Source organism: Alcaligenes sp. LTN-3 (genome assembly GCF_059735605.1).
On record NZ_JCAPDN010000001.1, the window covers coordinates 1,528,272 to 1,551,987 of the forward strand.

General features: G+C 55.4%; 20 protein-coding genes and 1 tRNA gene. 8 read left to right on the plus strand and 13 right to left on the minus strand.

Annotation, left to right across the window (positions count from 1 at the left end; translation table 11 throughout):
- Nucleotides 1-96: 96 nt before the first annotated feature.
- Together ilvN and ilvB are read right to left on the minus strand one after the other, a co-directional pair.
- Entirely contained in the window at nucleotides 97-588 is a 492-nt protein-coding gene (gene ilvN, locus AC6I6N_RS07180) for an acetolactate synthase small subunit (protein WP_003801075.1), read from the minus strand.
- 10 nt (nucleotides 589-598) lie between these two features.
- Complete coding sequence (gene ilvB, locus AC6I6N_RS07185) at nucleotides 599-2,320, minus strand: biosynthetic-type acetolactate synthase large subunit (RefSeq protein ID WP_094197366.1); 1,722 nt, start codon at nucleotides 2,318-2,320, stop codon at nucleotides 599-601.
- Between the two features lie 440 nt (nucleotides 2,321-2,760).
- On the opposite strand from ilvB, the gene AC6I6N_RS07190 reads away from it, so the two are divergent.
- Nucleotides 2,761-5,046 (plus strand): FUSC family protein, encoded by a 2,286-nt coding sequence (locus tag AC6I6N_RS07190; protein ID WP_125277924.1) that lies wholly within the window; start codon nucleotides 2,761-2,763, stop codon nucleotides 5,044-5,046.
- A gap of 254 nt (nucleotides 5,047-5,300) precedes the next feature.
- Here AC6I6N_RS07190 and yaaA read toward each other — a convergent pair whose 3' ends face one another.
- The 3 genes from yaaA to AC6I6N_RS07205 all read right to left on the minus strand — a co-directional run bounded on the left by yaaA (nucleotide 5,301) and on the right by AC6I6N_RS07205 (nucleotide 7,401).
- Nucleotides 5,301-6,089, minus strand: a complete 789-nt coding sequence (gene yaaA / locus AC6I6N_RS07195; RefSeq protein WP_121739298.1) for a peroxide stress protein YaaA — start codon at nucleotides 6,087-6,089, stop codon at nucleotides 5,301-5,303.
- Nucleotides 6,090-6,168: 79 nt separating this feature from the next.
- Nucleotides 6,169-6,951 carry a 3-hydroxybutyrate dehydrogenase gene (locus tag AC6I6N_RS07200; RefSeq protein WP_094197369.1) on the minus strand — a complete coding sequence of 261 codons (783 nt, stop codon included), beginning with the start codon at nucleotides 6,949-6,951 and terminating at the stop codon, nucleotides 6,169-6,171.
- A gap of 360 nt (nucleotides 6,952-7,311) precedes the next feature.
- Nucleotides 7,312-7,401: transfer RNA gene (locus AC6I6N_RS07205), tRNA-Ser, on the minus strand.
- 458 nt (nucleotides 7,402-7,859) lie between these two features.
- Between AC6I6N_RS07205 and AC6I6N_RS07210 the strand changes: the two genes are divergently transcribed.
- The 3 genes from AC6I6N_RS07210 to AC6I6N_RS07220 all read left to right on the plus strand — a co-directional run bounded on the left by AC6I6N_RS07210 (nucleotide 7,860) and on the right by AC6I6N_RS07220 (nucleotide 10,495).
- The gene (locus tag AC6I6N_RS07210) at nucleotides 7,860-9,413 is read left to right on the plus strand and encodes a serine hydrolase (protein ID WP_497943342.1); all 1,554 of its coding nucleotides are present in this window, start codon (nucleotides 7,860-7,862) and stop codon (nucleotides 9,411-9,413) included.
- Between the two features lie 179 nt (nucleotides 9,414-9,592).
- Nucleotides 9,593-10,003 (plus strand): hypothetical protein, encoded by a 411-nt coding sequence (locus AC6I6N_RS07215; protein WP_094197370.1) that lies wholly within the window; start codon nucleotides 9,593-9,595, stop codon nucleotides 10,001-10,003.
- 183 nt (nucleotides 10,004-10,186) lie between these two features.
- Entirely contained in the window at nucleotides 10,187-10,495 is a 309-nt protein-coding gene (locus AC6I6N_RS07220; RefSeq protein ID WP_094198403.1) for a hypothetical protein, read from the plus strand.
- A gap of 81 nt (nucleotides 10,496-10,576) precedes the next feature.
- Here the strand turns inward: AC6I6N_RS07220 and serS are convergent, their stop codons facing one another.
- The 4 genes from serS to AC6I6N_RS07240 form a co-directional block, all read right to left on the minus strand.
- Nucleotides 10,577-11,923 carry a serine--tRNA ligase gene (gene serS / locus AC6I6N_RS07225; protein ID WP_094197371.1) on the minus strand — a complete coding sequence of 449 codons (1,347 nt, stop codon included), beginning with the start codon at nucleotides 11,921-11,923 and terminating at the stop codon, nucleotides 10,577-10,579.
- 142 nt (nucleotides 11,924-12,065) lie between these two features.
- Nucleotides 12,066-13,379 carry a replication-associated recombination protein A gene (locus AC6I6N_RS07230; protein ID WP_094197372.1) on the minus strand — a complete coding sequence of 438 codons (1,314 nt, stop codon included), beginning with the start codon at nucleotides 13,377-13,379 and terminating at the stop codon, nucleotides 12,066-12,068.
- Nucleotides 13,380-13,504: 125 nt separating this feature from the next.
- Nucleotides 13,505-14,131, minus strand: a complete 627-nt coding sequence (lolA, locus tag AC6I6N_RS07235; protein WP_108727785.1) for an outer membrane lipoprotein chaperone LolA — start codon at nucleotides 14,129-14,131, stop codon at nucleotides 13,505-13,507.
- Complete coding sequence (locus AC6I6N_RS07240; protein WP_346548087.1) at nucleotides 14,121-16,496, minus strand: DNA translocase FtsK; 2,376 nt, start codon at nucleotides 16,494-16,496, stop codon at nucleotides 14,121-14,123. Before AC6I6N_RS07240 ends, lolA begins: the two co-directional genes overlap by 11 nt.
- A gap of 43 nt (nucleotides 16,497-16,539) precedes the next feature.
- On the opposite strand from AC6I6N_RS07240, the gene trxB reads away from it, so the two are divergent.
- Both trxB and AC6I6N_RS07250 read left to right on the plus strand, forming a co-directional pair.
- Nucleotides 16,540-17,496, plus strand: a complete 957-nt coding sequence (trxB, locus tag AC6I6N_RS07245; protein WP_094197375.1) for a thioredoxin-disulfide reductase — start codon at nucleotides 16,540-16,542, stop codon at nucleotides 17,494-17,496.
- Nucleotides 17,483-18,250: a Smr/MutS family protein gene (locus AC6I6N_RS07250; RefSeq protein WP_497943343.1), complete on the plus strand. Its 768-nt coding sequence runs from the start codon at nucleotides 17,483-17,485 to the stop codon at nucleotides 18,248-18,250. Before trxB ends, AC6I6N_RS07250 begins: the two co-directional genes overlap by 14 nt.
- Nucleotides 18,251-18,498: 248 nt before the next feature.
- Here the strand turns inward: AC6I6N_RS07250 and AC6I6N_RS07255 are convergent, their stop codons facing one another.
- The 4 genes from AC6I6N_RS07255 to AC6I6N_RS07270 form a co-directional block, all read right to left on the minus strand.
- Nucleotides 18,499-18,825, minus strand: coding sequence for a tetratricopeptide repeat protein (locus AC6I6N_RS07255; protein ID WP_094197377.1), 327 nt, complete (start codon nucleotides 18,823-18,825; stop codon nucleotides 18,499-18,501).
- Nucleotides 18,826-19,039: 214 nt separating this feature from the next.
- Nucleotides 19,040-20,086: a 2,5-dihydroxypyridine 5,6-dioxygenase NicX family protein gene (locus tag AC6I6N_RS07260; protein ID WP_321269077.1), complete on the minus strand. Its 1,047-nt coding sequence runs from the start codon at nucleotides 20,084-20,086 to the stop codon at nucleotides 19,040-19,042.
- A gap of 68 nt (nucleotides 20,087-20,154) precedes the next feature.
- A complete protein-coding gene (locus AC6I6N_RS07265) occupies nucleotides 20,155-21,483 on the minus strand; it encodes an MFS transporter (RefSeq protein WP_497943344.1) in 1,329 nt (442 codons plus the stop codon).
- Nucleotides 21,484-21,542: 59 nt separating this feature from the next.
- Complete coding sequence (locus AC6I6N_RS07270; protein WP_497943345.1) at nucleotides 21,543-22,040, minus strand: flavin reductase family protein; 498 nt, start codon at nucleotides 22,038-22,040, stop codon at nucleotides 21,543-21,545.
- Between the two features lie 314 nt (nucleotides 22,041-22,354).
- Here AC6I6N_RS07270 and AC6I6N_RS07275 point away from each other — a divergent pair, with 314 nt between their 5' ends.
- Together AC6I6N_RS07275 and AC6I6N_RS07280 are read left to right on the plus strand one after the other, a co-directional pair.
- Nucleotides 22,355-22,660 carry a Dabb family protein gene (locus AC6I6N_RS07275; protein ID WP_108727791.1) on the plus strand — a complete coding sequence of 102 codons (306 nt, stop codon included), beginning with the start codon at nucleotides 22,355-22,357 and terminating at the stop codon, nucleotides 22,658-22,660.
- Between the two features lie 147 nt (nucleotides 22,661-22,807).
- Nucleotides 22,808-23,704: a PaaX family transcriptional regulator gene (locus AC6I6N_RS07280; protein WP_497943346.1), complete on the plus strand. Its 897-nt coding sequence runs from the start codon at nucleotides 22,808-22,810 to the stop codon at nucleotides 23,702-23,704.
- Nucleotides 23,705-23,716: the final 12 nt, after the last annotated feature.

Below are 23,716 nucleotides of genomic sequence, written 5' to 3' on the forward strand. Positions count from 1 at the left end.
ACACAGCACCAGGCCGTGTTTACCCTTTACAAGGAGCCGCCTTGAGAAGCAGCCCCCTGAATAAAAGCGGTAATTATGTCCTGAAAAAGCCTTGGCTTACAGCTTTAAGACACGTTCGCCACGGCTGACACCAGAGACCCCGGTGCGCACTGTTTCAAGAATGGCCGTACGATCCAGCGCATTGATGAAAGCAGCAATTTTGTCTTGAACACCGGTCAGTTCGATGGTGTATGTCTTGTCCGTAACATCAATGATGCGACCACGGAAAATATCCGCCATACGCTTCATCTCTTCACGTTCCTTGCCCACTGCCCGCACCTTGATCAGCATGAGTTCACGCTCGATGTGAGGGCCTTCGGACAGATCCACCACCTTGACCACGTCAACCAGACGATTCAAGTGCTTGGTGATCTGCTCGATGACGTCGTCCGCCCCTCGGGTAACGATCGTCATGCGAGACAGGGTGTCGTCCTCGGTTGGAGCAACCGTCAAGGTCTCGATGTTATAGCCACGGGCCGAAAACAGGCCGACCACACGGGACAGTGCGCCGGGCTCGTTTTCCAGAAGGATAGAAATGACGTGTTTCATGGTTCTCTCCTTACAGATCGTCCGGGCCCAAAAGCATTTCTGTCAGGCCGCGGCCTGCTTTCACCATCGGGAACACGTTTTCGGTTTGATCCGTGATGAAGTTCAGAAATACCAGGCGGTCTTTGTGCGTGGTGAAGGCTTCGCGAATAGCGGGGACCACATCGGCTGGCTTGTCGATCTCCAGACCCACGTGACCATAGCTTTCCACCAGTTTGACAAAGTCAGGCAGTGCATCCACATAGGACTCGGAATAACGCGAGCCGTAGTCGATTTGCTGCCACTGGCGCACCATGCCCAAATAACGATTGTTCAGGCAAAGAACCTTGGGGCTCAAGCGGTACTGTTTACAGGTAGACAGTTCCTGGATGTTCATCTGGATAGAGCCTTCACCCGTGATGACAGCAACATCCTGGCCAGGGTTGGCCATTTGCACACCCATTGCGTAAGGCAAGCCTACGCCCATCGTGCCCAGGCCACCGGAATTGATCCAGCGACGGGGCTTATTGAATTTGTAGTACTGAGCCGCCCACATCTGATGCTGTCCTACGTCGGAGGTCACGAAAGCGTTGCCGCCTGTCACTTCCCACAGGGATTCCACCACGTATTGCGGCTTGATCAGTTCGTCCGACTTGGCGTAGGCCAAGGAGTTCTTGCCACGCCAGACATTGATCTGTTTCCACCAGTCGTTCAAGGAAGGCGGGTTCTGCGCTTCCTGACGGCTTTGCGCATACAGCTCGTTGAGCTCGGTCAGCACGTCTTTAACACAGCCTACGATAGGCACATCCACTTTCACGCGCTTGGAGATCACGGAGGGATCAATATCAATATGAATGATCTTGCGTGGATTCTGACCAAAGTGACGGGTATTGCCGATCACGCGGTCATCAAACCGTGCACCGACAGCGACCAGAACGTCGCAATGCTGCATGGTCATATTGGCTTCGTAGGTACCGTGCATGCCAGGCATGCCGATGTACTGGTCGGCCGTGCCTGGATAAGCGCCCAGCCCCATCAAGGTAGTCGTGCACGGAGCACCGCTTAACTTGACCAGCTCATTGAGCTCGTTTTCGGCATTACCCAGCACCACGCCACCACCGACGTAAATCAGTGGGCGCTCGGCGCTATTGAGAATCTGGACGGCTTTCTTGATCTGCCCCTGGTGGCCTTTGGTCACAGGCGCGTAGGAGCGCATCTTGACCTCGCCACGCTTGGGCGTGTATTTACACGTTGCGGTCGTAATATCTTTGGGGATATCAATCAGCACAGGACCAGGGCGGCCCGTCGTGGCAATGAAAAATGCCTTGCGAATGGTATCGGCCAAATCACGAACATCGCGCACCAAAAAGTTGTGCTTGACGCAAGGACGGGTGATACCGATGGCATCACATTCCTGGAAAGCATCTTCACCAATTGCCTGGGTGCTGACCTGTCCACTGATGATGACCATCGGAATGGAGTCCAGGTAAGCGGTTGCAATACCGGTGACAGCATTGGTGACGCCCGGGCCACTGGTTACCAGTGCCACGCCCACTTTTTGAGACGAACGGGAATAAGCATCCGCAGCATGAACAGCGGCCTGTTCATGGCGCACAAGAATGTGCTGGAAGCGGTCCTGCTTGAAGATTGCGTCGTAGATATAGAGAACGGCACCACCCGGATAACCGAAAACGTGTTCCACGCCTTCGTCCGCGAGCGTGCGCACGACAATATCTGCGCCATTTAATTCAGACATGAGTTTTCCTTTCAGTCTTGCTCTGCAATATCGATCGACCACGACGGTCCGAGCTTGAACCGATGTCAGCAACATGATCTGGCGCTTCATGGCCCACAGGACCACACCACCCAGACACATTACCGTCCGGCCTGCACTCTTCGACACCCAGTGCGTGCACACAAAAACGTATGCGTTAGCTTGAAACGGAAGTCCTGGCATCCCACGCTTGTGACGCGGCCAGCAACAAAGTTTTTAGGCGCAAAAAACCGGGCGGATGGCCCGGTTAACAGTGCCTCGCTACAATTTGCTCGGATATGGAGCAAAAACACCTAGTTACTTTACCTTGACTGCACAAAGCGAGCAACTGTGATTGTTGGTAAAGTGCAAAAAAACAGGCTTAAAGCTTACATACGTAAAACGATATACTGTCTACCCATGACGAGCTGTCCGGGTATTTTATGGCATCGCCCATCCCACAATTAAAACAATTCCTGTATAGCCACTATTTTTTCGGTGGGCTGCGCCAGTCCATCGGCGTGTTGTTGCCGGTCATTATTTTGGGCCGTTTCTTCGGTCACTATGATATTGGCGTCATTGCCTCCATGGGGGCCACCTGTGTGGCCATCATTGACCAGCCGGGCGGCCCGCGCCGCTACCGCAACAATGAAATGCTCGGTGGCATTGCACTGGGCACGGTCACAGTCGGCCTGACGGGTCTGGCCTCCAGCTCCCCCCTGCTCCTGGTGCTGTGCGTCCCCTTTCTGTGCTTTCTGTACAGTATGTTCTCCGTCTTTGGCCGTCGTGGCGGGCTAATTGGTTTTGCCGCCCTGCTGCTGATGACCTTGACAATGCGCTTTCCCATGCAGCCTCACGAGGTACTGGCCCATACGCTGTACTCCTTTGCCGGTGGCCTGTCCTACTACCTGTTCAGCACCCTGTTCCGACGCCTGTTCTGGTATCGGGAAGAGCGCCAGACACTGGCGGTAGCCCTGTTTGCCACAGCGGAATACATGGAAGCGCGCTCACAGTTCTATGACTCCACCTCGGACCTGGACGCCTGCTATCGACGGCTGATCAATCTGCAATCCAATATGACCGAAAAGCACCAGGCCGCCCGCGATGTGGTGCTGCGTGAACTGCCACGCGGTTATGGACGAGGCGATCATCACCGCAAAGCGCTGCTGACAATCTTCTTGAATATGGTCAGCATTCTGGACTCGCTGGTCGCGACCTATACCGACTACACCGTCCTGCGCCGCCAGCTTTCCGACAGCGATTTCATGATTTTTGCGCGTGATGGCTTGCACAAGCTGTCGCTGGATATTGGCCGCATTGCCATGAATGTTTCACGCAGTGCTCGCACAACTCGTCGCTCCAGCGTCAAAGCAGAGATCCGCGCCATGGAATACGAGCTGGAGAAATACAAGCGCCAGGGCATGTCTCAATCAGACCCGGAAACGTATGCACTATTAGTTCAGGTGTTACGCCGCCTGCGTAACCTGAACCGGATCGTCGAGCATATGGCCAGCCTGTCTCACCGGGCCAGCCAGAATCTTCCAGTTGATCAGTACCTGAATAAATCGCTAAGCCGAATGCTGTCGCGCGAGGAGCTACGGCTGGGCATGCTGACCAGCAATTTCAAGCTGAAGTCCTCGCACTTTCGCTATGCGGCACGGGTCAGTATTGCTTCCATGGTGGCACTGGGTGTCGGCGCACTCAGCACTCACTTCCAAAGCGAATTGGGCCTGGTCAGTGCCCTGACCGCCCACAGCTACTGGATCATCCTGACGATTCTGGTCATCATGAAACCGGGCTTTGCCATTACCCGCCAGCGCAATGGCTGGCGTCTCTTTGGCACGGTGCTGGGCTGTGCGGCCGCTTTCCTGCTTCTGAAGCTGACCAACAACCGCGAGCTGTATCTGATTGCCATGTTACTGGCCTACCTCTTGGGCAACAGTCTGGTCCAGTTGAACTTCCTGCTATCGGCTCTGTTCAACACGATCTTTGTGATCCTGTCCTTCCAGTTCCTGTCCACGGGTGGCTCCTTCATTATTGGAGAACGTTTGGTGGATACGCTAATTGGTTGCGGTATCGCCATGGCAGCCAGCTACTTACTGCCCAACTGGGAGTCCAGCGCCATGACAGGACTGGCTCGCGCGGCCTTAGCCGCAAACAAAGAATTCTGGCGTGCCGGTCTGGAATTCGCTCGTTTGAGTCGTCTGCACAACCAGAGCCTCAAGAGCGGGCAGGATGGCCAGCCCACGATGACAGAAGCCCAGAAAGAACAAGTGGATCTAGACTTGATGGAAGCCGATACCGCTTGGCAAGTGGCCAACAAAAACGTACACATTGCCTTCAGCAATTTTGCCTCGGCCTTTTATCGCATGATGGATGAGCCTGTCAGCCGTCAAGCCAATGTATCCCTACTGAATAATCTGCTGATTCAAAACCATGTACTGGCCTCGCAAATCAGCGCCGCCACGCCACTTCTGGCTAATTTGAGCCAGATCCCGCCGGGCATACAAAACTCTTTGGATGCGATTGGCGCACTGATCAACGATCAGGATGCAGAGCCGCCCGCCTCTATCGAAACCGAAGGCGAACTGGCCATGCTCGCCTACCCTATCCGCCAAATGAGCAAGGCCGCCCAATTGATACGTCAGGACATGAGAGGTCTGGAATACAGCACTGGCCCGCAGTTGCCACCGGAGCGCAAGCAGGAATTGAAACAGCAAGGGGCGTGATGGCCCTATCCCGTATACATGGGGAACTCGCTATCAGGGCCAAATACACAAAAGCACAAAAGCACAAAGCACAAAGCACAAAGCACAAAGCACAAAGCACAAAGCACAAGAGCATAGGGCACCAAGCCTTCCTCAGGCCGCTGGCCAAAAAAAAGCAAGGCGCAATATATGGCCCTGCCTTTCCTCTTCATACCAGCAAGACTGCAGAGCAACTAAAGATCTGCCCCTACTACGAAAGTAATAAAGCTAAATGCTTATCCAGCCTTGGCGTCCTGTTCGGAGCGACGAAACACCAGCTTATCCTCGCTGGACAACTCGGGCTGAAATATATAGCCTTCACGATCAAACGCTTTCAAACCTTCCACCGTTTGAACACGCTTATCGATAACAAAGCGTGCCATCAAACCACGGGCTTTCTTGGCGTAAAAGCTGATGATCTTCCAGACACCGTTTTTCTCGTCCTGGAATACACACTGCACCACACGAGCACGCAGGGCTTTCTGATCCACCGCCTTGAAATACTCTTCGGAGGCAAGGTTCAAAACGACGGGCTTGGTTTCCCCGTCCTGACGTTCGTTCAGATAGTTAGCAATGCGGCTGCCCCAGTACGCGTACAGATTCGCACCACCGGGGTTCTTCAAGCGAGTCCCCATTTCCAGACGATAAGGGCGCATCAAGTCCAAGGGACGCAATACGCCGTACAAGCCACTGAGAATCACAATATGATCCTGCGCCCACTGCAGTTCCTTGTCCGACAAGTCTGTCGCAGCCATACCTTCGTACACATCACCATTGAAAGCCAGAATGGCCTGACGGGCGTTGGAGCGGTCAAACTTGGGCTCCCACTCCTGGTAGCGCTGAACATTCAAACGAGCCAGATCGTCACTTAGCTTCATCAAACCAGCGACATCCTCTTCGGACTGAGTGCGCAAAATATCAATCAAGCCTTGCGCCTGCTCCACAAACAGAGGCTGGGTCGCCAGCTCCGTGCGTACAGGGGAGTCGTAATCCAGCTTTTTTGCTGGCGAGAGCAATAACAACATGCGCCTATATCCTTTCTATACAAACAGATAAAGGGCCACGCCCTTTATCTGTTATCCACACAATACGCTTTGACAACAATTAGCGAGCCGTCCAGCCACCATCCAGGCTTAGCGTCGTACCCGTCATTTGATCCGCAGCGGGAGACGACAGGAACACAGCGGCACCGCCCAATTGCTCGGGGGTGACAAACTGCAGGGAAGGTTGTTTCTCAGCCAGCAGCTCGCGAGCGGCGGCTTCAATATCAATGCCTTTTTGCTGGCTGATCGCTTCAATCTGTTTTTCTACCAAGGGCGTACGTACCCAGCCCGGGCAGATTGCGTTGCAAGTAATACCCTTGCCAGCATTTTCCAGCGCCGTCACCTTGGTCAGACCCACTACACCGTGCTTGGCAGCCACATAAGCCGATTTATTTACCGATGCCACCAGACCGTGTGCCGAGGCGATATTGATAATGCGCCCCCAACCCTGCTTTTGCATGATGGGCAAGGCTGCTGCCGTACCGTGAAACACAGCCGACAGGTTCAAGGCAATGATGGCATTCCATTTATCCACCGGGAATTCTTCGATAGGCGCGGTGTACTGAATACCAGCGTTATTGACCAGAATATCCAGACCGCCCAAGGCCTCTGCCGCCTTGGCAATAAAGTCACGCGTGGCCTGTGCGTCGCTCAGATCTGCATTCAGATAATAGGCTTTGACACCAAACGTGGACTCCAGCGTGCTGCGCTCGCGCTCGATATCTTCAGGCTGACCAAAACCATTGATCACCACATCTGCACCGGCTTTTGCCAATTCGGTGGCCATGGCCAGACCGATACCGCTGGTCGATCCTGTTACAACTGCTTTTTTACCTTTCAGCATAGATACCTCGTGAGTATTGACAACAGAGAACTGAAACCTCAAGTGTACTCGCCGCCCCCACTGCCGGGAAATGCAATGGGATCCTTTTGTCCGGAATCCTCAAGGCCTCCAGAGCAAAGTCAAACACCATCGGACCCGGTGTTAGCGCATTGCCCTATATATCTTCTGCCTACGCTGGAAAAAAGTCGGCCATGCAAAATGTGACGGGTGAATTTCCCGGACATCGGCTGCCACCGACACTTTTACCTTAACGTGCTCATGTGACAAAACGGCAAACAAACCAAGCACAAAGAACAGGATATTCAGACCGGCAGAAAACAAAAAAGCCCTTGAATAATCAAGGGCTTTTAAAATCTTAGGTGGCGGACAGGGTGGGATTCGAACCCACGGTACGCTTGCACGTACGCCTGATTTCGAGTCAGGTACATTCGACCACTCTGCCACCTGTCCGCGATTGCTTATATGGTTACAAGCAAGCCCATAAATATAGATGAAATAACCAGCTATGACAAGCATTAAAAATGAAAGGCGAAAACGCCCTACCAGATAGGTCTGGAGAACTCGCTGACGGCTATACCAACGAGGGGGACCCGCTTGGACTGAGGACGAGTGACATCAACCGGTGTTATCAGCGATAGACAAGCGAAATCAAGCTCTCTAGCATCACAGAAGCTGAGCCATATCGCCTTGCGGTCACAAAACCTGAACACACTGACAGCAAGCCAGTATGCGGCACGACCCGAACAAACACCTCAGCGTCACTTGGGCTCCTCATCCTGGCGCTGCCGCTGCATTGACCAGCCCAGCTTTAACAAACGCTGCAACGCACATTTTCATGTTTGCCCATCTGACTGACGCAGACATGCGTGGAGCCACATAAACCAGCCCTCCTCACCAGGTCTTTCATCATGCCTATTTCCCTGCTCTCACCACAACGCCTGCTGATTCCACTGCTCAGTACCACCAGCCTGCTGCTAGCCGCTTGCAGCGGCAACTATGATCATGCACCTTCCAACGACCTGACTGAGACACAGCTTGAGCGCGGCCTACAAGGCCTGCAAACCCTGGTGCCACAATTGATGGAGCGCTCTGGCGTGCCTGGCGTTGCCGTGGCCGTTGTCTGGAATGGAGAGCTGCGTTATGCCCAAGGCTTTGGTGTGCGCGAAACAGGCAAACCCGAGCCTATCACGCCAGACACTGTGTTCCAGCTTGCCTCAGTCTCCAAATCTGTGGGCGCCACCGTTGTTGCCACGCAAGTGGATGCAGGCGTCATCACCTGGGACACTCCCGTAGCCACACAGCTACCGGACTTTCTGCTTGCCGGCGGTGGCGCCCAACCTAGCGTCGGTGATCTTTACGCCCATCGATCAGGCTTGCCCGACCACGCAGGGGACCAGTTGGAAGATCTGGGCTATGACCGCGAGACAATTTTGCACCACCTGCGGTATGTGCCTGTCAAACAACTGGGTAGCCACTACGCCTACACCAACTTTGGTCTGACTGCGGCGGCTCAGGCCGTTGCCAACGCCGCAGGCACCGAATGGACCACACTTTCGGAGCGTGAGCTATACCAACCTTTAGGAATGAGCCGCAGCAGCTCGCGCTTTGCCGACTTCATCGCCCAGGATAACCGTGCCATAGGACATAGTTGGCAAGACGGGCGCTACCAGGCTTTATATCAACGCCAGCCCGATGCACAATCCCCCGCTGGTGGCGTCAGTTCTAGCGCACGCGATATGGCGCGCTGGCTGGCCCTATTGCAAGGCATGGGTACCAGTGCCGAAGGTCGCAAACTATTCGCACCGGCTGCTCTGGAACCCGCACTGGTGCGCCAGTCTCCGCCCGGCCACCAATACGGCTTTGGCTTTAATGTCGGTAATGATCCCTATGGCCAGCGACTGAACTCACACTCGGGAGCTTTTCTACTGGGCGCCTCTACCGTTTTCATGCACTGGCCCGATTCTGCACTTGGCATTGTAGTACTTACAAATGCAGCCCCCAGCGGCGTCGCCGAGGCCAGTGCAATTTCCTTTATCGAGCTGGTGCGTAACGGCTCCACCTCACAAGACTGGTACACCGTCCTTCATGATCAATTCCAGCAGGAAATGTTCCAACCTTTCGGCTCATTGGCGGGCCAAACACCCCCTGTCACACCTGTCCAGCCCTTACCGCTGGAGCGCTACACTGGCACGTACGACAACGATTACTACGGTCAGGCGTCCATCACCCTCGCCAACGGTACGCTGACACTCAGTCTGGGCAAACAAGGCCAATCGTCCTACAAGCTACGCCACTGGGACGGCTCTCGCTTCGTTTTCAGTCTGCTGGGTGAAAACGCCGTCGAGGGCTCAGTCTCGTATCTGGATTTCACGGTCAACCCGGTCGGCAACGTAACGGGCCTGCGTACTGAATACTTCGCTGAAGATTTATCGGGTGGCAGCTTCATGCGTAGCGGATATTAACCCCAAAAAAAGAAGGCTGAATAATCAAGGGTTTACCCTGTATTTCGGCCTTCCTGGCTTGTCCGGCGCATGGGGTGAGCCTATAGTGAAAACAGACATTGATGCATCACAGCCCTGCCTTTTGGGGGCAGCCCTTGGAATTCCAGTGCCACGCGCTGGACTTGATAAAAGGAGTTGTCATGCAAACCTTCCAATGGATTATTGACGCGAATGGCGACGGTATATATAGCCTGAATGAGATCCTTCAGACTATGCGCTGGGGATTCCGGATACCGGGTAGCCTGATCATCGAAACCTTGGGTTCTATTCCAGCCTTAGCAGACCTGCTCAATATTCGGGCCTCGGATGCGACAGGTTACGCCTCGCTGCGAGGTGGGCTGGTCAATATCCTGTCACTCTTTTTCTGGGCTTCTCTCTGTCTCTGGTTTCTGGAGGTCAGCTCCAAGCCGCGCACAGAGCCTGCGCAACGCAACCCACGCCGTACCCCACACCTGAACAAGCAAATGGATTCCGTACACGGTCGACAATTGCATGCGAATTACAATCGTCGCCCCATCCGCCATCGTCAGGTTGAACGCCACACCTTCTGAATCCGCTCATGCACCTCCCCTGTCCTGTCGGGCAGGGGAAACATGTGTTAAGAAAGGTAAACCTGCCGCATAGCTCATACGAGCCATGTTGCGTTTGGAAGTGCTTTGCCAGGATTGCCTAACGTTTGGGACACCGATTTCAAGCAACAATCGCTGCAGCTAGAGTCACGAGAGGTGCAGCATATGAAAAAGCTACTATTAGCTGGCTTGATGGTCTTGGGCACCCACACAGCCTTTGCAGGTGGTGTGAGTGTGGACATCAATGTCGGTATTCCCGGTATCGGTTACGGACCGATCTACTACCCGCCCGCTCATGTTGTGGAACGCCCGGTTTATGTCGCTCCACCGCCGGTGGTTTACCACCCTCCCCGCTATGTCTATCGTCCCGGCTACGTGGAATATGGCCGCTCCAACAAGGAATGGCGCAAGGAGCAGCGACGCGCACACAAGCGCTGGCGCAAGCACCAGGAACGCGACTGGGATGATGACTAATCCTTCACGACGGAACCAGGAATAAAAAAGGGCTGAGGACCATGAAGGTCATCAGCCCTTTTGCGATTCAGGCAGGTGCTTTTACTGCGCAGGCACCAGGCGTTCCAGACCGCCCATATAAGGACGCAGAACCTTGGGCACAATGACGCTGCCATCTTCTTGCTGGTGATTTTCCAGGACGGCTACCAAAGCACGGCCTACAGCCAGACCAGAGCCGTTCAATGTATGCACAAACTCGGGTCGAGCCTTGCTGTCGGCACGGAAACGGGCTTGCAGGCGACGGGCCTGGAAAGCCTCGCAGTTCGAGACCGAGGAAATCTCGCGGAACGTGTCTTGTGCTGGCAGCCACACTTCCAGATCGTAGGTTTTGGCGGCAGAAAAACCCATATCGCCGGTACACAGCTGCACCACACGGTATGGCAGTTCCAGAGCTTGTAGAACATGCTCGGCATGGCCGACCATGGACTCCAACGCTTCGTAGGATTGTTCGGGGTGAACGATCTGCACCATTTCCACTTTGTCGAACTGGTGCTGACGAATGACGCCACGGGTATCACGACCACCGCTACCGGCTTCCGAACGGAAACAAGGCGAGTGAGCAGTCAGACGCATAGGCAACGCATCACCAGCCAGAATCTCGTCGCGCACCATGCCCGTCAAGCTGATTTCGGAGGTGGAGATCAGGTACAGGTCTTCAGGCTTGGATTCGGCCGGATCGGCTGGCTCGTTGTCCTGACCACCTTTGGTAACCCAGAACATATCGTCCTTGAACTTGGGCAGTTGGCCTGTGCCGTACAAGGTAGACGCGTTCACGATGTAAGGGGTGTAGCACTCGGTGTAGCCGTGCTCTTCCACTTGAGTATCCAACATGAACTGAGCCAGAGCACGGTGCAAACGGGCCAGAGGGCCACGCAGAACCATGAAACGGGCACCAGCCAACTTACGGGCGGCTTCAAAATCCAGGCCAAATTGTTCGCCCAGGTCCACGTGATCACGCGGCGCAAAAGTGATATGTGCAGGTTTGCCCTGATCATCTTTAGGACCGGGAATCCAGCGGCGTACTTCTACGTTGTCTTCTTCGGACTCGCCCACCGGAACGCTGTCGTGCGGCAGGTTAGGTATCGTGGCAAACCAGGAGGACAGTTCGGCCTGTACTTGGGACAGGTCCTGCTCCAACTGCTTCAGGCGCACCGGGATTTGCTGGGATTGAGCCAATGCCTCGCTGGCGTCTTCGCCCTTGGACTTGAGCTGGCCAATGCGTTTGGCCAGTGCATTGCGCTCGGCCTGCAGGGTTTCGGTTTCCACCTGTACCGCTTTGCGGCGGGCTTCCAGCTGCTGGAAACGCTCGGTGTCAAATTGCACGCCACGTTTCGCCAAGCCCTGTACCAGCGGCTCCAAGTCTTTGCGTAATTGGTTCAGATCTAACATTTAATAGCCATATAGGTGATGGTTCAATCCCGATTGATCTGGTGATTTTAACCACAAGCCACCACAAGCGCAGCACAGCGCAAGCCGTAGCGGGATATCGGGAAATACGGAGGTGGCAGGTCAAGCAAGCGCCTGTCCTGTCTTAGGTATCTTTTTTACCGGCCTGCTCGTCCAGCTGACGCAGGCGCTCCATTTTTTCAGCAATCTTGATTTCCAGACCACGGGGCACGGGCTGATACCAATGCGGATCGGGAATACCCTCCGGCAAGTAAGTCTCACCCGCCGCGTAAGCATTGGGCTCGTCATGAGCATAGCGATACGCATGACCGTGGCCCAGCTCTTTCATCAGCTTGGTCGGGGCGTTGCGCAAATGCACGGGCACTTCACGGCTTTTATCCTGCTTCACAAAGGCGCGGGCCTGGTTGTATGCCATATAACCGGCATTGCTCTTGGCGGCGATAGCCAGATAAATCACGGCCTGCCCCAGCGCCAGTTCTCCTTCAGGGCTGCCTAGGCGCTCAAAGGTCAAGGCGGCATCATTGGCAATTTGCATGGCGCGCGGATCGGCCAGACCGATATCCTCCCAAGCCATGCGGATGATGCGGCGCGACAAATAACGGGCATCTGCCCCACCATCCAGCATCCGGGTCAGCCAATACAAGGCGGCATCCGGGTTGGAACCACGCACCGATTTATGCAAAGCAGAAATCTGGTCGTAGAAATTGTCGCCCCCCTTGTCAAAACGCCGAGAGTTCAAGGTCAGCGCGTTTTGCAGAAAGTCCGTTGTGACCCGCTCGGTGCCGGAGGTCTTGGCGGCCGTATTAGTCTGCTCCAGCAGGTTCAAGAAACGCCGGGCATCACCGTCGGCATAGCCGATCAAGGTATCAACGGCTTGATCGTCGAACGCCAGACCATCCAGCGCATTTTGCTCCTGTACGCGGCGCAGCAGCAGCTTGAGTTCATCATCCGTCAAAGACTTGAGCACATAGACCTGCGCCCGCGACAGCAAAGCCGAATTGACCTCGAACGATGGATTTTCTGTAGTGGCGCCAATAAAGGTCACCAAGCCACTTTCGGCATAAGGGAGAAGCGCGTCCTGCTGAGATTTGTTGAAGCGATGTATCTCGTCCACGAACAGGATGGTGTGCTTGCCCATGGCCAGATTCTGCTGGGCCTGCTCCATGGCCGCACGAATGTCTTTTACGCCTGAAAAGACGGCGGACAAGGCGATGAACTCGCACTCGAATGCACTGGCCGTCAAACGCGCCAGCGTGGTTTTACCCACACCGGGAGGCCCCCAGAAAATCATGGAGTGTGGTTTCCCGGACTGAAAAGCCAAACGTAGTGGCTTGCCCTCGCCCAACAGGTGAGACTGGCCCACCACCTGATCGAGGGTTTTGGGGCGCAGCGCTTCGGCTAAGGGTGCGGCGGGTTCCTGAGCGAACAAATCACGCATGGCGATCGCCCTTCCTAAAATGGCAAGACCTGGTCAAAGCGGACCAGGTCTGTATTGAAAACTTGTTTTGTCAGAGCCAGCTAAGCGCTGCCTCTGACGATAGCTGCACAAAAACAGAATGTGCATCAAGGCATGGAAACGACATCCACTCCGGCAGGAGCCTTGAACGTGAAGGTACCCAAGGTAATCCGAGGGTTCGGTTCCAAGCCGGTGAAGTCGATATACGTGGTTTGCCCGAACGAGTCCTGCAATTCCAGACGACGTGGCTCACGATCCTTGAAGCCGATGTCTACGTAGGAAAAGCCAGCATCGCTTTGCAAAGGCGTGGCTCGGATCCACTCCAGCCCATCCCGCGCATCTTGTTCGACCAGACGGAAGGAATCTTCCAGATTGCCGGTGCCAAACAAGATTGCGGCAGGCGAGGCGCCAATGGACTGGTCCACACCACGCTCGGTAACTTGGGCCAGATCCGGGTCGTATTGATAGAGCAGCTTGCCGTCAGACACGATCAACTGCTCATAAGGGCGTTGCACATGCCATTTGAACTGGCCGGGGCGCTGAAACACGAATTGCCCGGACTGCGGCGCACCTTTGGACTGGCCATTGCTATCGACTGTGCGCTGGGAAAATTCGCCTTTTGCGGCATGCACATCTTGCACAAAAGAGCGCAATTGCTCGCTGGCCGACGCGGCCATGGTCAAGGCAGGTGTAGCGGCCAGCAGCATGCTGGCCAACAGTGTCTTAATCTTCATCTTTGGCACCTCCTGCGGGGACCAGAATTTCGCGGTTACCGTTGGGCTGCATGGCCGACACCAAGCCTGCCTGCTCCATTTGTTCCAACAGTCGGGCGGCTCGGTTATAACCGATACGCAAATGACGCTGCACCGAGGAAATCGAAGCGCGGCGATTTTTGATAATGACTTGAACGGCCTGGTCATACAGCGGGTCGGCTTCTGCATCCGCCATACCCGTCACCGGGTTGACTCCCTCACCCGATTCGCCTTCGACAGCACCTTCCAGCAGGCCCTCGATGTAATCGGGCTCGCCATGTTCTTTCAAGTGCTCGACAACACGGTGAACTTCCTCATCGCTGACAAATGCGCCGTGTACTCGTTTAGGCAAGCCTGTACCAGGGGGGAGGTAGAGCATATCACCCATGCCCAGCAAGGTTTCCGCCCCCATCTGATCCAGAATGGTGCGCGAGTCGATCTTGGAGGACACCTGGAAAGCAATACGGGTAGGAATGTTCGCTTTGATCAGACCCGTAATCACATCCACACTCGGGCGCTGCGTGGCCAGAATCAGGTGGATGCCAGCGGCACGGGCCTTCTGGGCCAAACGAGCAATCAACTCTTCGATCTTCTTGCCCTGCACCATCATCAGGTCAGCCAGCTCGTCGATAATGACGACGATCATGGGCAACACGGACAACGGCTCGGGAGCATCCGGCGTCAAAGAGAAAGGATTAGGGATAGGCTCTTCACGCTTTTGCGCTTCGCGTATTTTGGCGTTGTAACCGGCCAGATTGCGCACGCCCAGCTTGCTCATCAAGCGGTAGCGTTTTTCCATTTCCGCCACACACCAGTTCAAGGCGTTGGACGCCAATCGCATATCCGTGACCACCGGTGCCAGCAAATGAGGAATGCCTTCATAGACACTCATCTCCAGCATCTTGGGGTCAATCAGGATCAGGCGCACATCGGCCGGGTCTGCCTTGTACAGCAGCGACAGAATCATGGCGTTGATACCCACCGACTTACCGGAGCCCGTGGTACCGGCTACCAGCAGGTGAGGCATCTTGGCCAAATCCGCTACCACGGGCTTACCAGCAATATCCTTGCCCAAAGCCATGGTCAGCAAAGAAGCACTGCTGTGATAAGTTTGCGAGCCGACGATTTCCTCCAGACGCACCATTTGGCGGCGGGGATTGGGTAGCTCCAGACCCATCAGGTTTTTGCCGGGAATGGTTTCCACCACCCGAATGCTGACCAGACTCAAGGCACGGGCCAGGTCTTTAGCCAGATTCACGATCTGGCTACCCTTCACACCCGTGGCAGGCTCGATCTCGTAACGGGTAATCACGGGGCCAGCCTGAGCCGCCACCACCGTTACCGCGACACCGAAGTCGGACAATTTCTTTTCAATCAGGCGCGAGGTGAATTCTATCGTTTCCTGCGACACGGTCTCTACATTGTCTGTAGCCGGGTCCAGCAAAGACAGCGGAGGCAAATCGCCCGCTTCGCCAGCCTGACGAGGCACCTTGAACAAGGTCTGCTGCTTTTCTTTCTCGACGCGCTCGGATTTGGGCACGGCCACAAAAGCAGGTTCGATACGAACAGGCTGTTCGTGTACCAACTGCTCCTGCTTGGCCACCACGCTTTCCGTACGCTCGGCACGTTTGACCTCGCCTACCCGGCGATCCTGACGGGCCGACCACAAGGTCATCACACGACGAATCGCCCCTTCGATCAATCCGCCCAGTCGTTCAGCCAGCGTCAGCCAGGAAAAACCGAAGAACAAGCTGGCCCCACCGGCGAGCAGGCCCATCAGCACTAAAGTGGCACCGCCAAAGCCTATCGACGTTACCAATAGTTGCGAAAACAATTGGCCTAACTGCCCACCAGCCCCCGCCGGAAGCTGCCATTGCTGCCCCAGATCTTTAAAGAACAGCGACTCCAGGCCCATACTGCCCAGAAACAAAAAGAAAAAGCCGATGCCAATTTCCCAATGCACCCGCGGCAAGACGTCCTCGCTCTTGGTGCCGGGCAAGAGTAAAGCGGTCAGACGATAAAAGCCCACAGCCACGCGCTGTACCAGCAGCACCACCCAGAGCCAGGCTGTCAGGCCAAATAGGTACAAGAGGAAATCGGCGATATGGGCACCAAAAATGCCCCCGCCATTTTGAGTCAGACCCGAATGCACGGAATGCGACCAGCCAGGGTCGCCCGGATCCCAGGTCGCCAGTACCAGACCGAGCCAGGCTGCCAGCGCAGCGAAGATAATCCACCGTGCTTCGCGCAGCAGTCCTGTCAGGCGCTGTTGCAGGGCGGAAGGCCCATTACGCACATTTTTGGATGACCGGGACGAACGAGGGGATGTTGCAGGTATTCTTGCCATGGACTCATTATAATTGGAGATCGTCTTTTTCGGATTTTCTGTGATGTCGACTACTAAGCACGCAAAAGTACTCATTCTGGGCTCAGGCCCGGCCGGCTATACCGCAGCGATCTACGCAGCCCGCGCCAACCTCAACCCTGTCTTGGTCACCGGCATGGAGCAAGGTGGCCAACTGATGACCACCACGGATGTAGATAACTGGCCAGCCGATGCCCAAGGCGTCCAGGGACCTGATCTTATGGCACGTTTCCAGGCGCATGCGGAACGATTCGAAACAGAATTAATCTTTGACATGGTGTCCTCGGTTGACCTGTCCACCCGCCCGCTGACCTTGAATGGGGATAGTGGCACAGTCTACACCTGCGATTCGCTGATTATTGCAACAGGTGCGTCGGCGCAATACCTGGGCTTGCCATCGGAACAGGAGTTCATGGGCCGTGGCGTCTCCGGTTGTGCAACATGTGACGGTTTCTTCTACAAGAATCAAGACGTGGTGGTCGTCGGTGGTGGCAATACCGCCGTAGAAGAAGCCCTGTACCTGTCCAATATTTGCAAAACCGTGACACTGATTCACCGTCGCGACACTTTCCGCTCCGAGCCCATCCTCACCGACAAACTGATGGATCGCGTCCAGAACGGCAATATCCGCCTGAAACTGCACAGCGAATTGCAAGAAGTGCTGGGCGATGCTTCTGGCGTGACCGGTGTGCGCATTATCAACAAGCAAACCCAAGCCACTGAAGATCTGGCCGTGACCGGCGCTTTTATCGCCATCGGCCATAAACCCAACACCGGGATCTTCGAAGGCAAACTGGATATGCACGATGGCTACATCACCACTCGTAGCGGCCTGAAAGGCATGGCAACCATGACCTCCGTTCCCGGTGTGTTTGCCGCAGGTGACGTGCAAGACAATATCTATCGTCAGGCCATTACCAGTGCAGCCAGCGGTTGCATGGCCGCCTTGGATGCACAGCGCTGGTTGGATGAAAACAAATAAGCCCAAAGCCGTAGGCCGCAGCCTGGCAGACCTGAAGAAGTTGCAAGGTCAGGTCCGCCAGGATCTCAACCCGCCCCCGGCCCCCGCTCGTCCTCAAGCTCGCAAGCGTCCCCGTCCACCGGATCCCGGTGGCAAGCCGGCCAAGCCGGCTCCTGCCAGCAGCGCCGCAGCAGCCCAAGACCCCATTTCTTTATTGGACCCCAGCGACAGGGCCTGGCTACGCCAGTCCATGCGTGACGTCGCTCCCTTGAAAAAACGCGGTCAAAGCATGCTTATGAGCCGCCCTGCGGCCAGCCCGGAACAGTTGGAGCAACGTCGTCGCCACGCGGTAGGTGCGCCCGTCAACACACCTGCCCTGCCCCAGGCCTCTGACCAATATGTCAGCGTGCAAGGCGAGAGCAACGATCTACGACATTTGCGTGCTGGCTGTGGCCCCGATGTCTTGCGCGACCTGGAGCGCAACCGTTGGCCGATTGAGTCCAGCCTGGACTTGCATGGCTCCGATCTGGAGCAGGCCCGAGAGCGACTGGACAACTTTCTACGTTCCTGTCTGGAACACGGTGTGCGCTGTGTACGAATTGTCCATGGCACGGGCTACGGCTCACGCAATGGCGAACCCGTTTTGCGTCATGCCGTGCGTCGCTGGCTAACCCAGTTGCCCAGCGTTCTGGCCTATATGGAATGCGCGCCCAATGAAGGTGGGCAAGGTGCCGTCAAACTGGTGCTGCAAGCCATGTCTGAACCCGGTGTTTGATTTTCTTTATTGAGTACAGACGTAAAAAAGGCCAGCTTTCGCTGGCCTTTTTTTTGTTGTTGTTATGTTGTACTGCCTATTGCTTTTATAATAGTGACCGTTTTATTCCGGTCTTTGTTGCCCAGCTTCGCGGGCTATGTCTCCTCACCTGCATGAAACGTATTGTGCCCCATTTATAACGCTGTCACACTTAGGGAATGCACTGATACCCGCATCGCAAGAAAAGATCCGTCGCCCATTCGTAATGTTTATTCGGCTGCCTGCTCCAAAGCCTTTACGGCCCGTTTCAAAAACACCTGCATTTCTTTCTCAGCCTGCTTATCGCCCTGTTCCTGAGCAATCACCAAACCCTGCTCCAGAATTTCCCTGGCCTGTTTGAATTGCTGCAGATTCACCAGCACCCGGCCCAATAGCTTCCAGGCTGCGGTGTAACGCGGATTCATTTCCACCGCTTTGGACAAATGTTCACGAGCGGCTTCCAAATCACCCTCGCCCATACACGCATTGCCCAAGCCAAAGCGCAGCAAGGCATTATCCTTGCCTGCGGCCAGTAGTTTCTCCAATCCTTCGCGCATAATCCGTACCTCTGAAAACCCAGCAAGACTTGGCCGCGTTGCCTTCGCACAAAGCAAAATAGCGACAGCGATAAGCCTGAACAGCTTGATGGCTATCGAACAATATAACCATCAATCTTTAAGCTTGGTTTTGTAGCACGGAATATCAACGAGCAACCAAGCAGCCCAGGCTCGGTAGGCCCATTCCCCTGCCGGTACCGCCTTGGCTAGCGCTTTAGGCCAGATCGCCTTGCAACACCCCCTTGCTGACCACTTCACGGCCATCCAGGCTCACCGTGCAATTACGCATCGGATAGTCGAAGTGGCAATCGGAAAAACGACCTGCCGCAGGATTGGCGCCAGTAGAAAAGAGAAAGTTACCCGCAAAGGCACGCAACTCCGTTCCGTTGGTATCGCGCTTGTCGTACATGGCCAAGGAATCCCAACGAGCTGCCGGTGCCATGCCCCAGCCCACATGGCTGACCGCATAGGCATCCTTGTCATTCCAGCTTGCGTAGTAGGAACGGATCAAATCGGCATCCACGCCCTTGCCCTCAATAGCCACGACATAATCGTTTTCGATACGCAGGGTCACCGCCGATTCCAGATAACGCTTGAAGGTCAGGTTCACATCCCCGCTATCGAGCACCAGCGTGCCATTCACACTGCCATTGCTGGGGTAGCAAATACATAAGCCGGCAGGCCAATACCCAAAGCTGCCCGGCTTGTCGGCTATCCCGGCACTGCCGCGCCCGATCACACCCGCCAGGCTGACCGTCAGGTCCGTACCGGCCTCGGAGCTGATGTGCATAACGCTGGCGTCGGTAATCAGCTTGCCGCCAATATCGCACTTACTTTGCAAGTAAGGACTGGGTTTGACCCGCTCCAGAATCTCGGGATGCTCGTCGCTGATCATCATGATGCGGGCACCTTTGGCCAGCAGAGCCGCACGCTCGGGCGAATGCAGCAACCCTTCTACCGTGCAGTCCACGATGAACTGGCTGCCTGCCAAAGCCTGAACAATCGGGTCCATACCTTCCAGAGCCAAAGAAGTCCCAGTCGAGCGCAAGGCAATATTGCTTTTCAGACGTGGCGAGACCAGTTTCACATGGCAAACCCGTGCGCCCATTTGCGTCAGGGCCAACTCGGCCAGCTCGGCCAGCACGGAGCGCGATTGCGTCTCGGACAGCACAACGGCCATCTCGCCGGGCTGCACCTTGCACAGACCAAACACCTCTACAAAATCAGCAATCCACTTGCCTTCAATATGCTCACGCAACATTTCATTACTCCTTGAGAACTCAAAAAAGGCGCTGCGCGGCTCCTTCAGCCGGGCAACGCCTGTACAGGTCAGTCGTGTAAATCCTTGCCCTTGGTCTCGGGCGAGGCAATGGTGGCCCACAAGGCCAGAATGCACAGACCAATCAGGTACCAGTCAAACACCTGCTTTTGATTGATGGAATGCAGCCAGGCTTGCAAATAGGGAGCGGTCCCGCCCGTCAGGGCACCAGCGACCGAATACGGCAAACCCATGGCGACCGCCCGGATACGAGTCGGAAACTGCTCGGGGAAAAAGGCGGGCATGATCGCAGTGGGGGCAGAGATCAAAAGCATGCCGCCTGCCATGAACACCATCAGACGCCAAATTTCGCCCTGACCACCCGTTAGCACCAGGGTCAGCGGGATGATGCTAACGATTGAGCCAATGGAGAAAAAGTACCAGTTCACTTTGCGACCAAAACGATCCGAGAATGCCCCCCAGAAAATCAAACACAGGATCAGGAACAGATTGGCCCCAACGCCTACCCACATCACCTTGGCAGCAGGCATGCCCAAAGAGGTAATGGCAAAGGTGGGTGCCATAATGGCCCAGACGTAATACAGCACCGTGCCGCCTGCCGACAAGGCAAAAACGCGCAAGCAGGCGCTGCGGTATTTCCAGACCTCTGACCAGAACACCCGCGCACCAGGACGTGCCGTTTTCCCCGAAGCCTGGGCAGCCTGACGGGCTTTGAACATGGGGGTTTCGTCCAGTTTTCTGCGCAGATACAGCGCATATACCCCCAAAGCACCACCCAGCACAAAGGGCACACGCCATGCCCAGGCCCGCACAACCTCTTCACCCAGCAGGCTGGTCAGGCAGGCACTGAGCAAGACAGCCGCCAGAACCCCGATCGTGACAAACACAAAGACGGAGGAAGACCACAGCCCGCGTTTATGGACAGGTGCCATTTCAGTGACGTAAGTGAAAGAGGACACCACCTCCCCACCATGACCAATGCCTTGCAACAAGCGGCCCATCAACAAGAACAAGGCAGCAATCGGCCCCACCATGTCATAAGTCGGTGCAACACCAATCACCAAACTGCCCAAGGCTGTCACCAGCATGGACAAGGTCATGGTGAAGCGCCGCCCCTTGCGGTCGGCCAGCCAGCCAAAAAAGATGCCTCCCAAAGGGCGCATGAAAAAACCCACGGCAAATACTGCCAGCGTGCCCAGCAAGGCCGCCAGCGGGTCCTCGCTATGAAAAAACTGCTTGGCAAAATAGGCGGCAAAAATCGAATACGCCGTCCAGTCGTACCACTCCAGGGCGTTACCCGCCCCAACCCCCAAAATAACGCGTCGACGCTGCGCAGCAGTCATGGGCTGCTCGCGCAAAGATGATGTAGGTGCGTCCAAGAGATGTCCCCTTCACTGTGATAGTTATGCTTCTTGTTGTTTGTTTTTGGTCCGGCGGCCTAAGCCACCAACTGCGTGAAACGAGAACGATGAAAGATCAGTGGCGAGATTTCGCGTTCGATCAGCACATCGTGGATAAGCAATTGCACGGCATCGTGGTCCCCGGCTGGATGCACTTGAAAAACACTGCAGTCAAACCAGACCGATGCCCCTTGGATATGGACGGCTCCCTCCTCGGTCAGCTCGACCTCGATATCGCTGAAACGGCTGTCCTTGTCCGGCCCAGCCAACTGGCGACAAATAGCCGCATGTTCAGCACTCAAAATTGACACCCCCAGACGCGAGGCGCTCGACAGCAGCGCCCAGGTCGAGGAACTTTTCTGTACAAAAAAGGCGGCCAAAGGCGGATCCAGCGATACCCCTACGGAAAAACTGGACGCCACAATGACGTGCGGCTTGCCATCGAGCACAGCCGCAATAGCGGCAACCCCCGACGGAAAGTGCCCAAAGGCTTCGCGTACCGCCCTGGCTCCCAACCCACTTATGTTTTCTTTCATGACGATGACTCTGCTCAGGCGTTAAAGACCCAAAACCCAAAATGAGGCGAGCGCTCCTGTAGCCTGCTCGCTTGGCCTAAATTCTGTTTCGATCGTCATTTATTTGCAATAACAAAATAGACAATCAATGTCTTTTTTTGTTTATTTTAGGTATTAACCCTATGAAAAATCGTCGTTTTAAACACTATAGGCCTATACAATTTGCCTGTAATTTATTGCGAATAATGATATGTAATTATTTATTTGCAATAAAACACCAATTAATAAAGCCCTGAACTACGGCAACAGGGCCTATCCCTGACAAGAAGGACAGCATGTATCTACATATCGTTTTGATGGCGCCCCACACCCCGCTCAGCCCGGAGCTGGTCCCCAAGCTGGATCACGCCTTTATCCGCATACGCCAGGAGTGCCCAGGCATAGAGCGCTTTGAGTGGGTGCCGAATTTGTCGCGCAGCTCTGCGCGCTACAGCCATGCCCTGCTGTCCGTATTCCGCACGCAGGAAGCTTTGGACGCTTACCGGGAGAGTGACGCTCATCAGGCCATGCTCGATGCCATCGCTGCGCATATTCAGGACATCGTGGTGCTGGACAGCGTGCTGGAGGAAAACCTGCCCTGAAAGGCCATGTCGCAGCCCTGTCGTACAAGACGTAACAAGCCTCGAATGCGGCCACGCTAGCGCCGCCGGGGCACGCACGGTAAAATGGCCCGCTACAAACCTACTATCAAAAATGGGTAGCGATCAGCCCCTCCACCGGAAAACAGAATGAAAGCAAGCGTCGCGATTGATGAGTTCATCGCCAGCCGAGACCATGGCGAGCACGAGCAACTTGCCCCGCACCACTACATTCTGACGCTCTACGGTCTGTTCGCCCGTCCCACGGGCGTCATCATTCCGGTGGCCAGCGTGGTCCAACTGCTAGCTGACCTGGGCGCTGAGCCATCCAGTGTGCGATCCGCTATTTCCCGACTCAAGAAAAAAGGCGTACTGGTCAGCCAACAAGCCGCCTCAGGCAAAGGCTATGCCTTGGCCGCCGAGCTGGAACCGCATATGCAAGCCGGTGACGAGCGGATTTTCTCCTCGCCCTCCATGAATATTCGGGACCCCTGGCTACTGGTGTCCTTCTCCGTTCCGGAAAGCGAACGTCAGAACCGTCACAAGATTCGTACCGGCCTGGCCCGCATGGGCTTTGGCACAGTGAATGCAGGCCTATATATAGGCCCGGCGCGCTTGCAGGCAGAGGCTGTCGAGTACATACGCGAGCACCAGCTCTGGCCCTATATTGAGTTGTTCAGCTGCGAACCCAGTGGCCTGAGCGATATTCAGGAAAAAATTTCCCGCTGGTGGAATTGGGACAAATTGGCCAACGAGTACCAGTCCTTTTTAAACTCATATCAGCACGAGGTTGAGGTCTGGCAAACCGCTTTGCGCCAGGGCACGGGCGACCCGCTGGAAGCCTTCCGCCTCTATATGCCCATGGTGACCCGCTGGCGCAGACTGCCCTTTCTGGATCCCGGCCTGGCACCCGAGCTATTGCCTGACAACTGGGTCGGCAATACGGCCCGTAAATTATTTGGTGACCTGCACCGCCTGCTTAGCCCCTTGAGTTCGCAACACGTGCAACAGGCCATTCCAAACTGGAAGGCCCACCGCGCGGAGTAGATCAGCTTCTGG

Bases quoted from the DNA above. Each gene is read 5' to 3' on its own strand.
- AC6I6N_RS07210 (WP_497943342.1), top strand. From the start codon at position 7,860: ATGCCTATTTCCCTGCTCTCACCACAACGCCTGCTGATTCCACTGCTC.
- AC6I6N_RS07260 (WP_321269077.1), bottom strand. From the start codon at position 20,086: ATGTTGCGTGAGCATATTGAAGGCAAGTGGATTGCTGATTTTGTAGAG.
- lolA (WP_108727785.1), bottom strand. From the start codon at position 14,131: ATGAAGATTAAGACACTGTTGGCCAGCATGCTGCTGGCCGCTACACCT.
- AC6I6N_RS07215 (WP_094197370.1), top strand. From the start codon at position 9,593: ATGCAAACCTTCCAATGGATTATTGACGCGAATGGCGACGGTATATAT.
- AC6I6N_RS07250 (WP_497943343.1), top strand. From the start codon at position 17,483: ATGAAAACAAATAAGCCCAAAGCCGTAGGCCGCAGCCTGGCAGACCTG.
- AC6I6N_RS07190 (WP_125277924.1), top strand. From the start codon at position 2,761: ATGGCATCGCCCATCCCACAATTAAAACAATTCCTGTATAGCCACTAT.
- trxB (WP_094197375.1), top strand. From the start codon at position 16,540: ATGTCGACTACTAAGCACGCAAAAGTACTCATTCTGGGCTCAGGCCCG.
- ilvB (WP_094197366.1), bottom strand. From the start codon at position 2,320: ATGTCTGAATTAAATGGCGCAGATATTGTCGTGCGCACGCTCGCGGAC.
- AC6I6N_RS07270 (WP_497943345.1), bottom strand. From the start codon at position 22,040: ATGAAAGAAAACATAAGTGGGTTGGGAGCCAGGGCGGTACGCGAAGCC.
- yaaA (WP_121739298.1), bottom strand. From the start codon at position 6,089: ATGTTGTTATTGCTCTCGCCAGCAAAAAAGCTGGATTACGACTCCCCT.
- AC6I6N_RS07280 (WP_497943346.1), top strand. From the start codon at position 22,808: ATGAAAGCAAGCGTCGCGATTGATGAGTTCATCGCCAGCCGAGACCAT.
- AC6I6N_RS07200 (WP_094197369.1), bottom strand. From the start codon at position 6,951: ATGCTGAAAGGTAAAAAAGCAGTTGTAACAGGATCGACCAGCGGTATC.
- AC6I6N_RS07220 (WP_094198403.1), top strand. From the start codon at position 10,187: ATGAAAAAGCTACTATTAGCTGGCTTGATGGTCTTGGGCACCCACACA.
- AC6I6N_RS07255 (WP_094197377.1), bottom strand. From the start codon at position 18,825: ATGCGCGAAGGATTGGAGAAACTACTGGCCGCAGGCAAGGATAATGCC.
- AC6I6N_RS07230 (WP_094197372.1), bottom strand. From the start codon at position 13,379: ATGCGTGATTTGTTCGCTCAGGAACCCGCCGCACCCTTAGCCGAAGCG.
- AC6I6N_RS07240 (WP_346548087.1), bottom strand. From the start codon at position 16,496: ATGGCAAGAATACCTGCAACATCCCCTCGTTCGTCCCGGTCATCCAAA.
- serS (WP_094197371.1), bottom strand. From the start codon at position 11,923: ATGTTAGATCTGAACCAATTACGCAAAGACTTGGAGCCGCTGGTACAG.
- ilvN (WP_003801075.1), bottom strand. From the start codon at position 588: ATGAAACACGTCATTTCTATCCTTCTGGAAAACGAGCCCGGCGCACTG.
- AC6I6N_RS07275 (WP_108727791.1), top strand. From the start codon at position 22,355: ATGTATCTACATATCGTTTTGATGGCGCCCCACACCCCGCTCAGCCCG.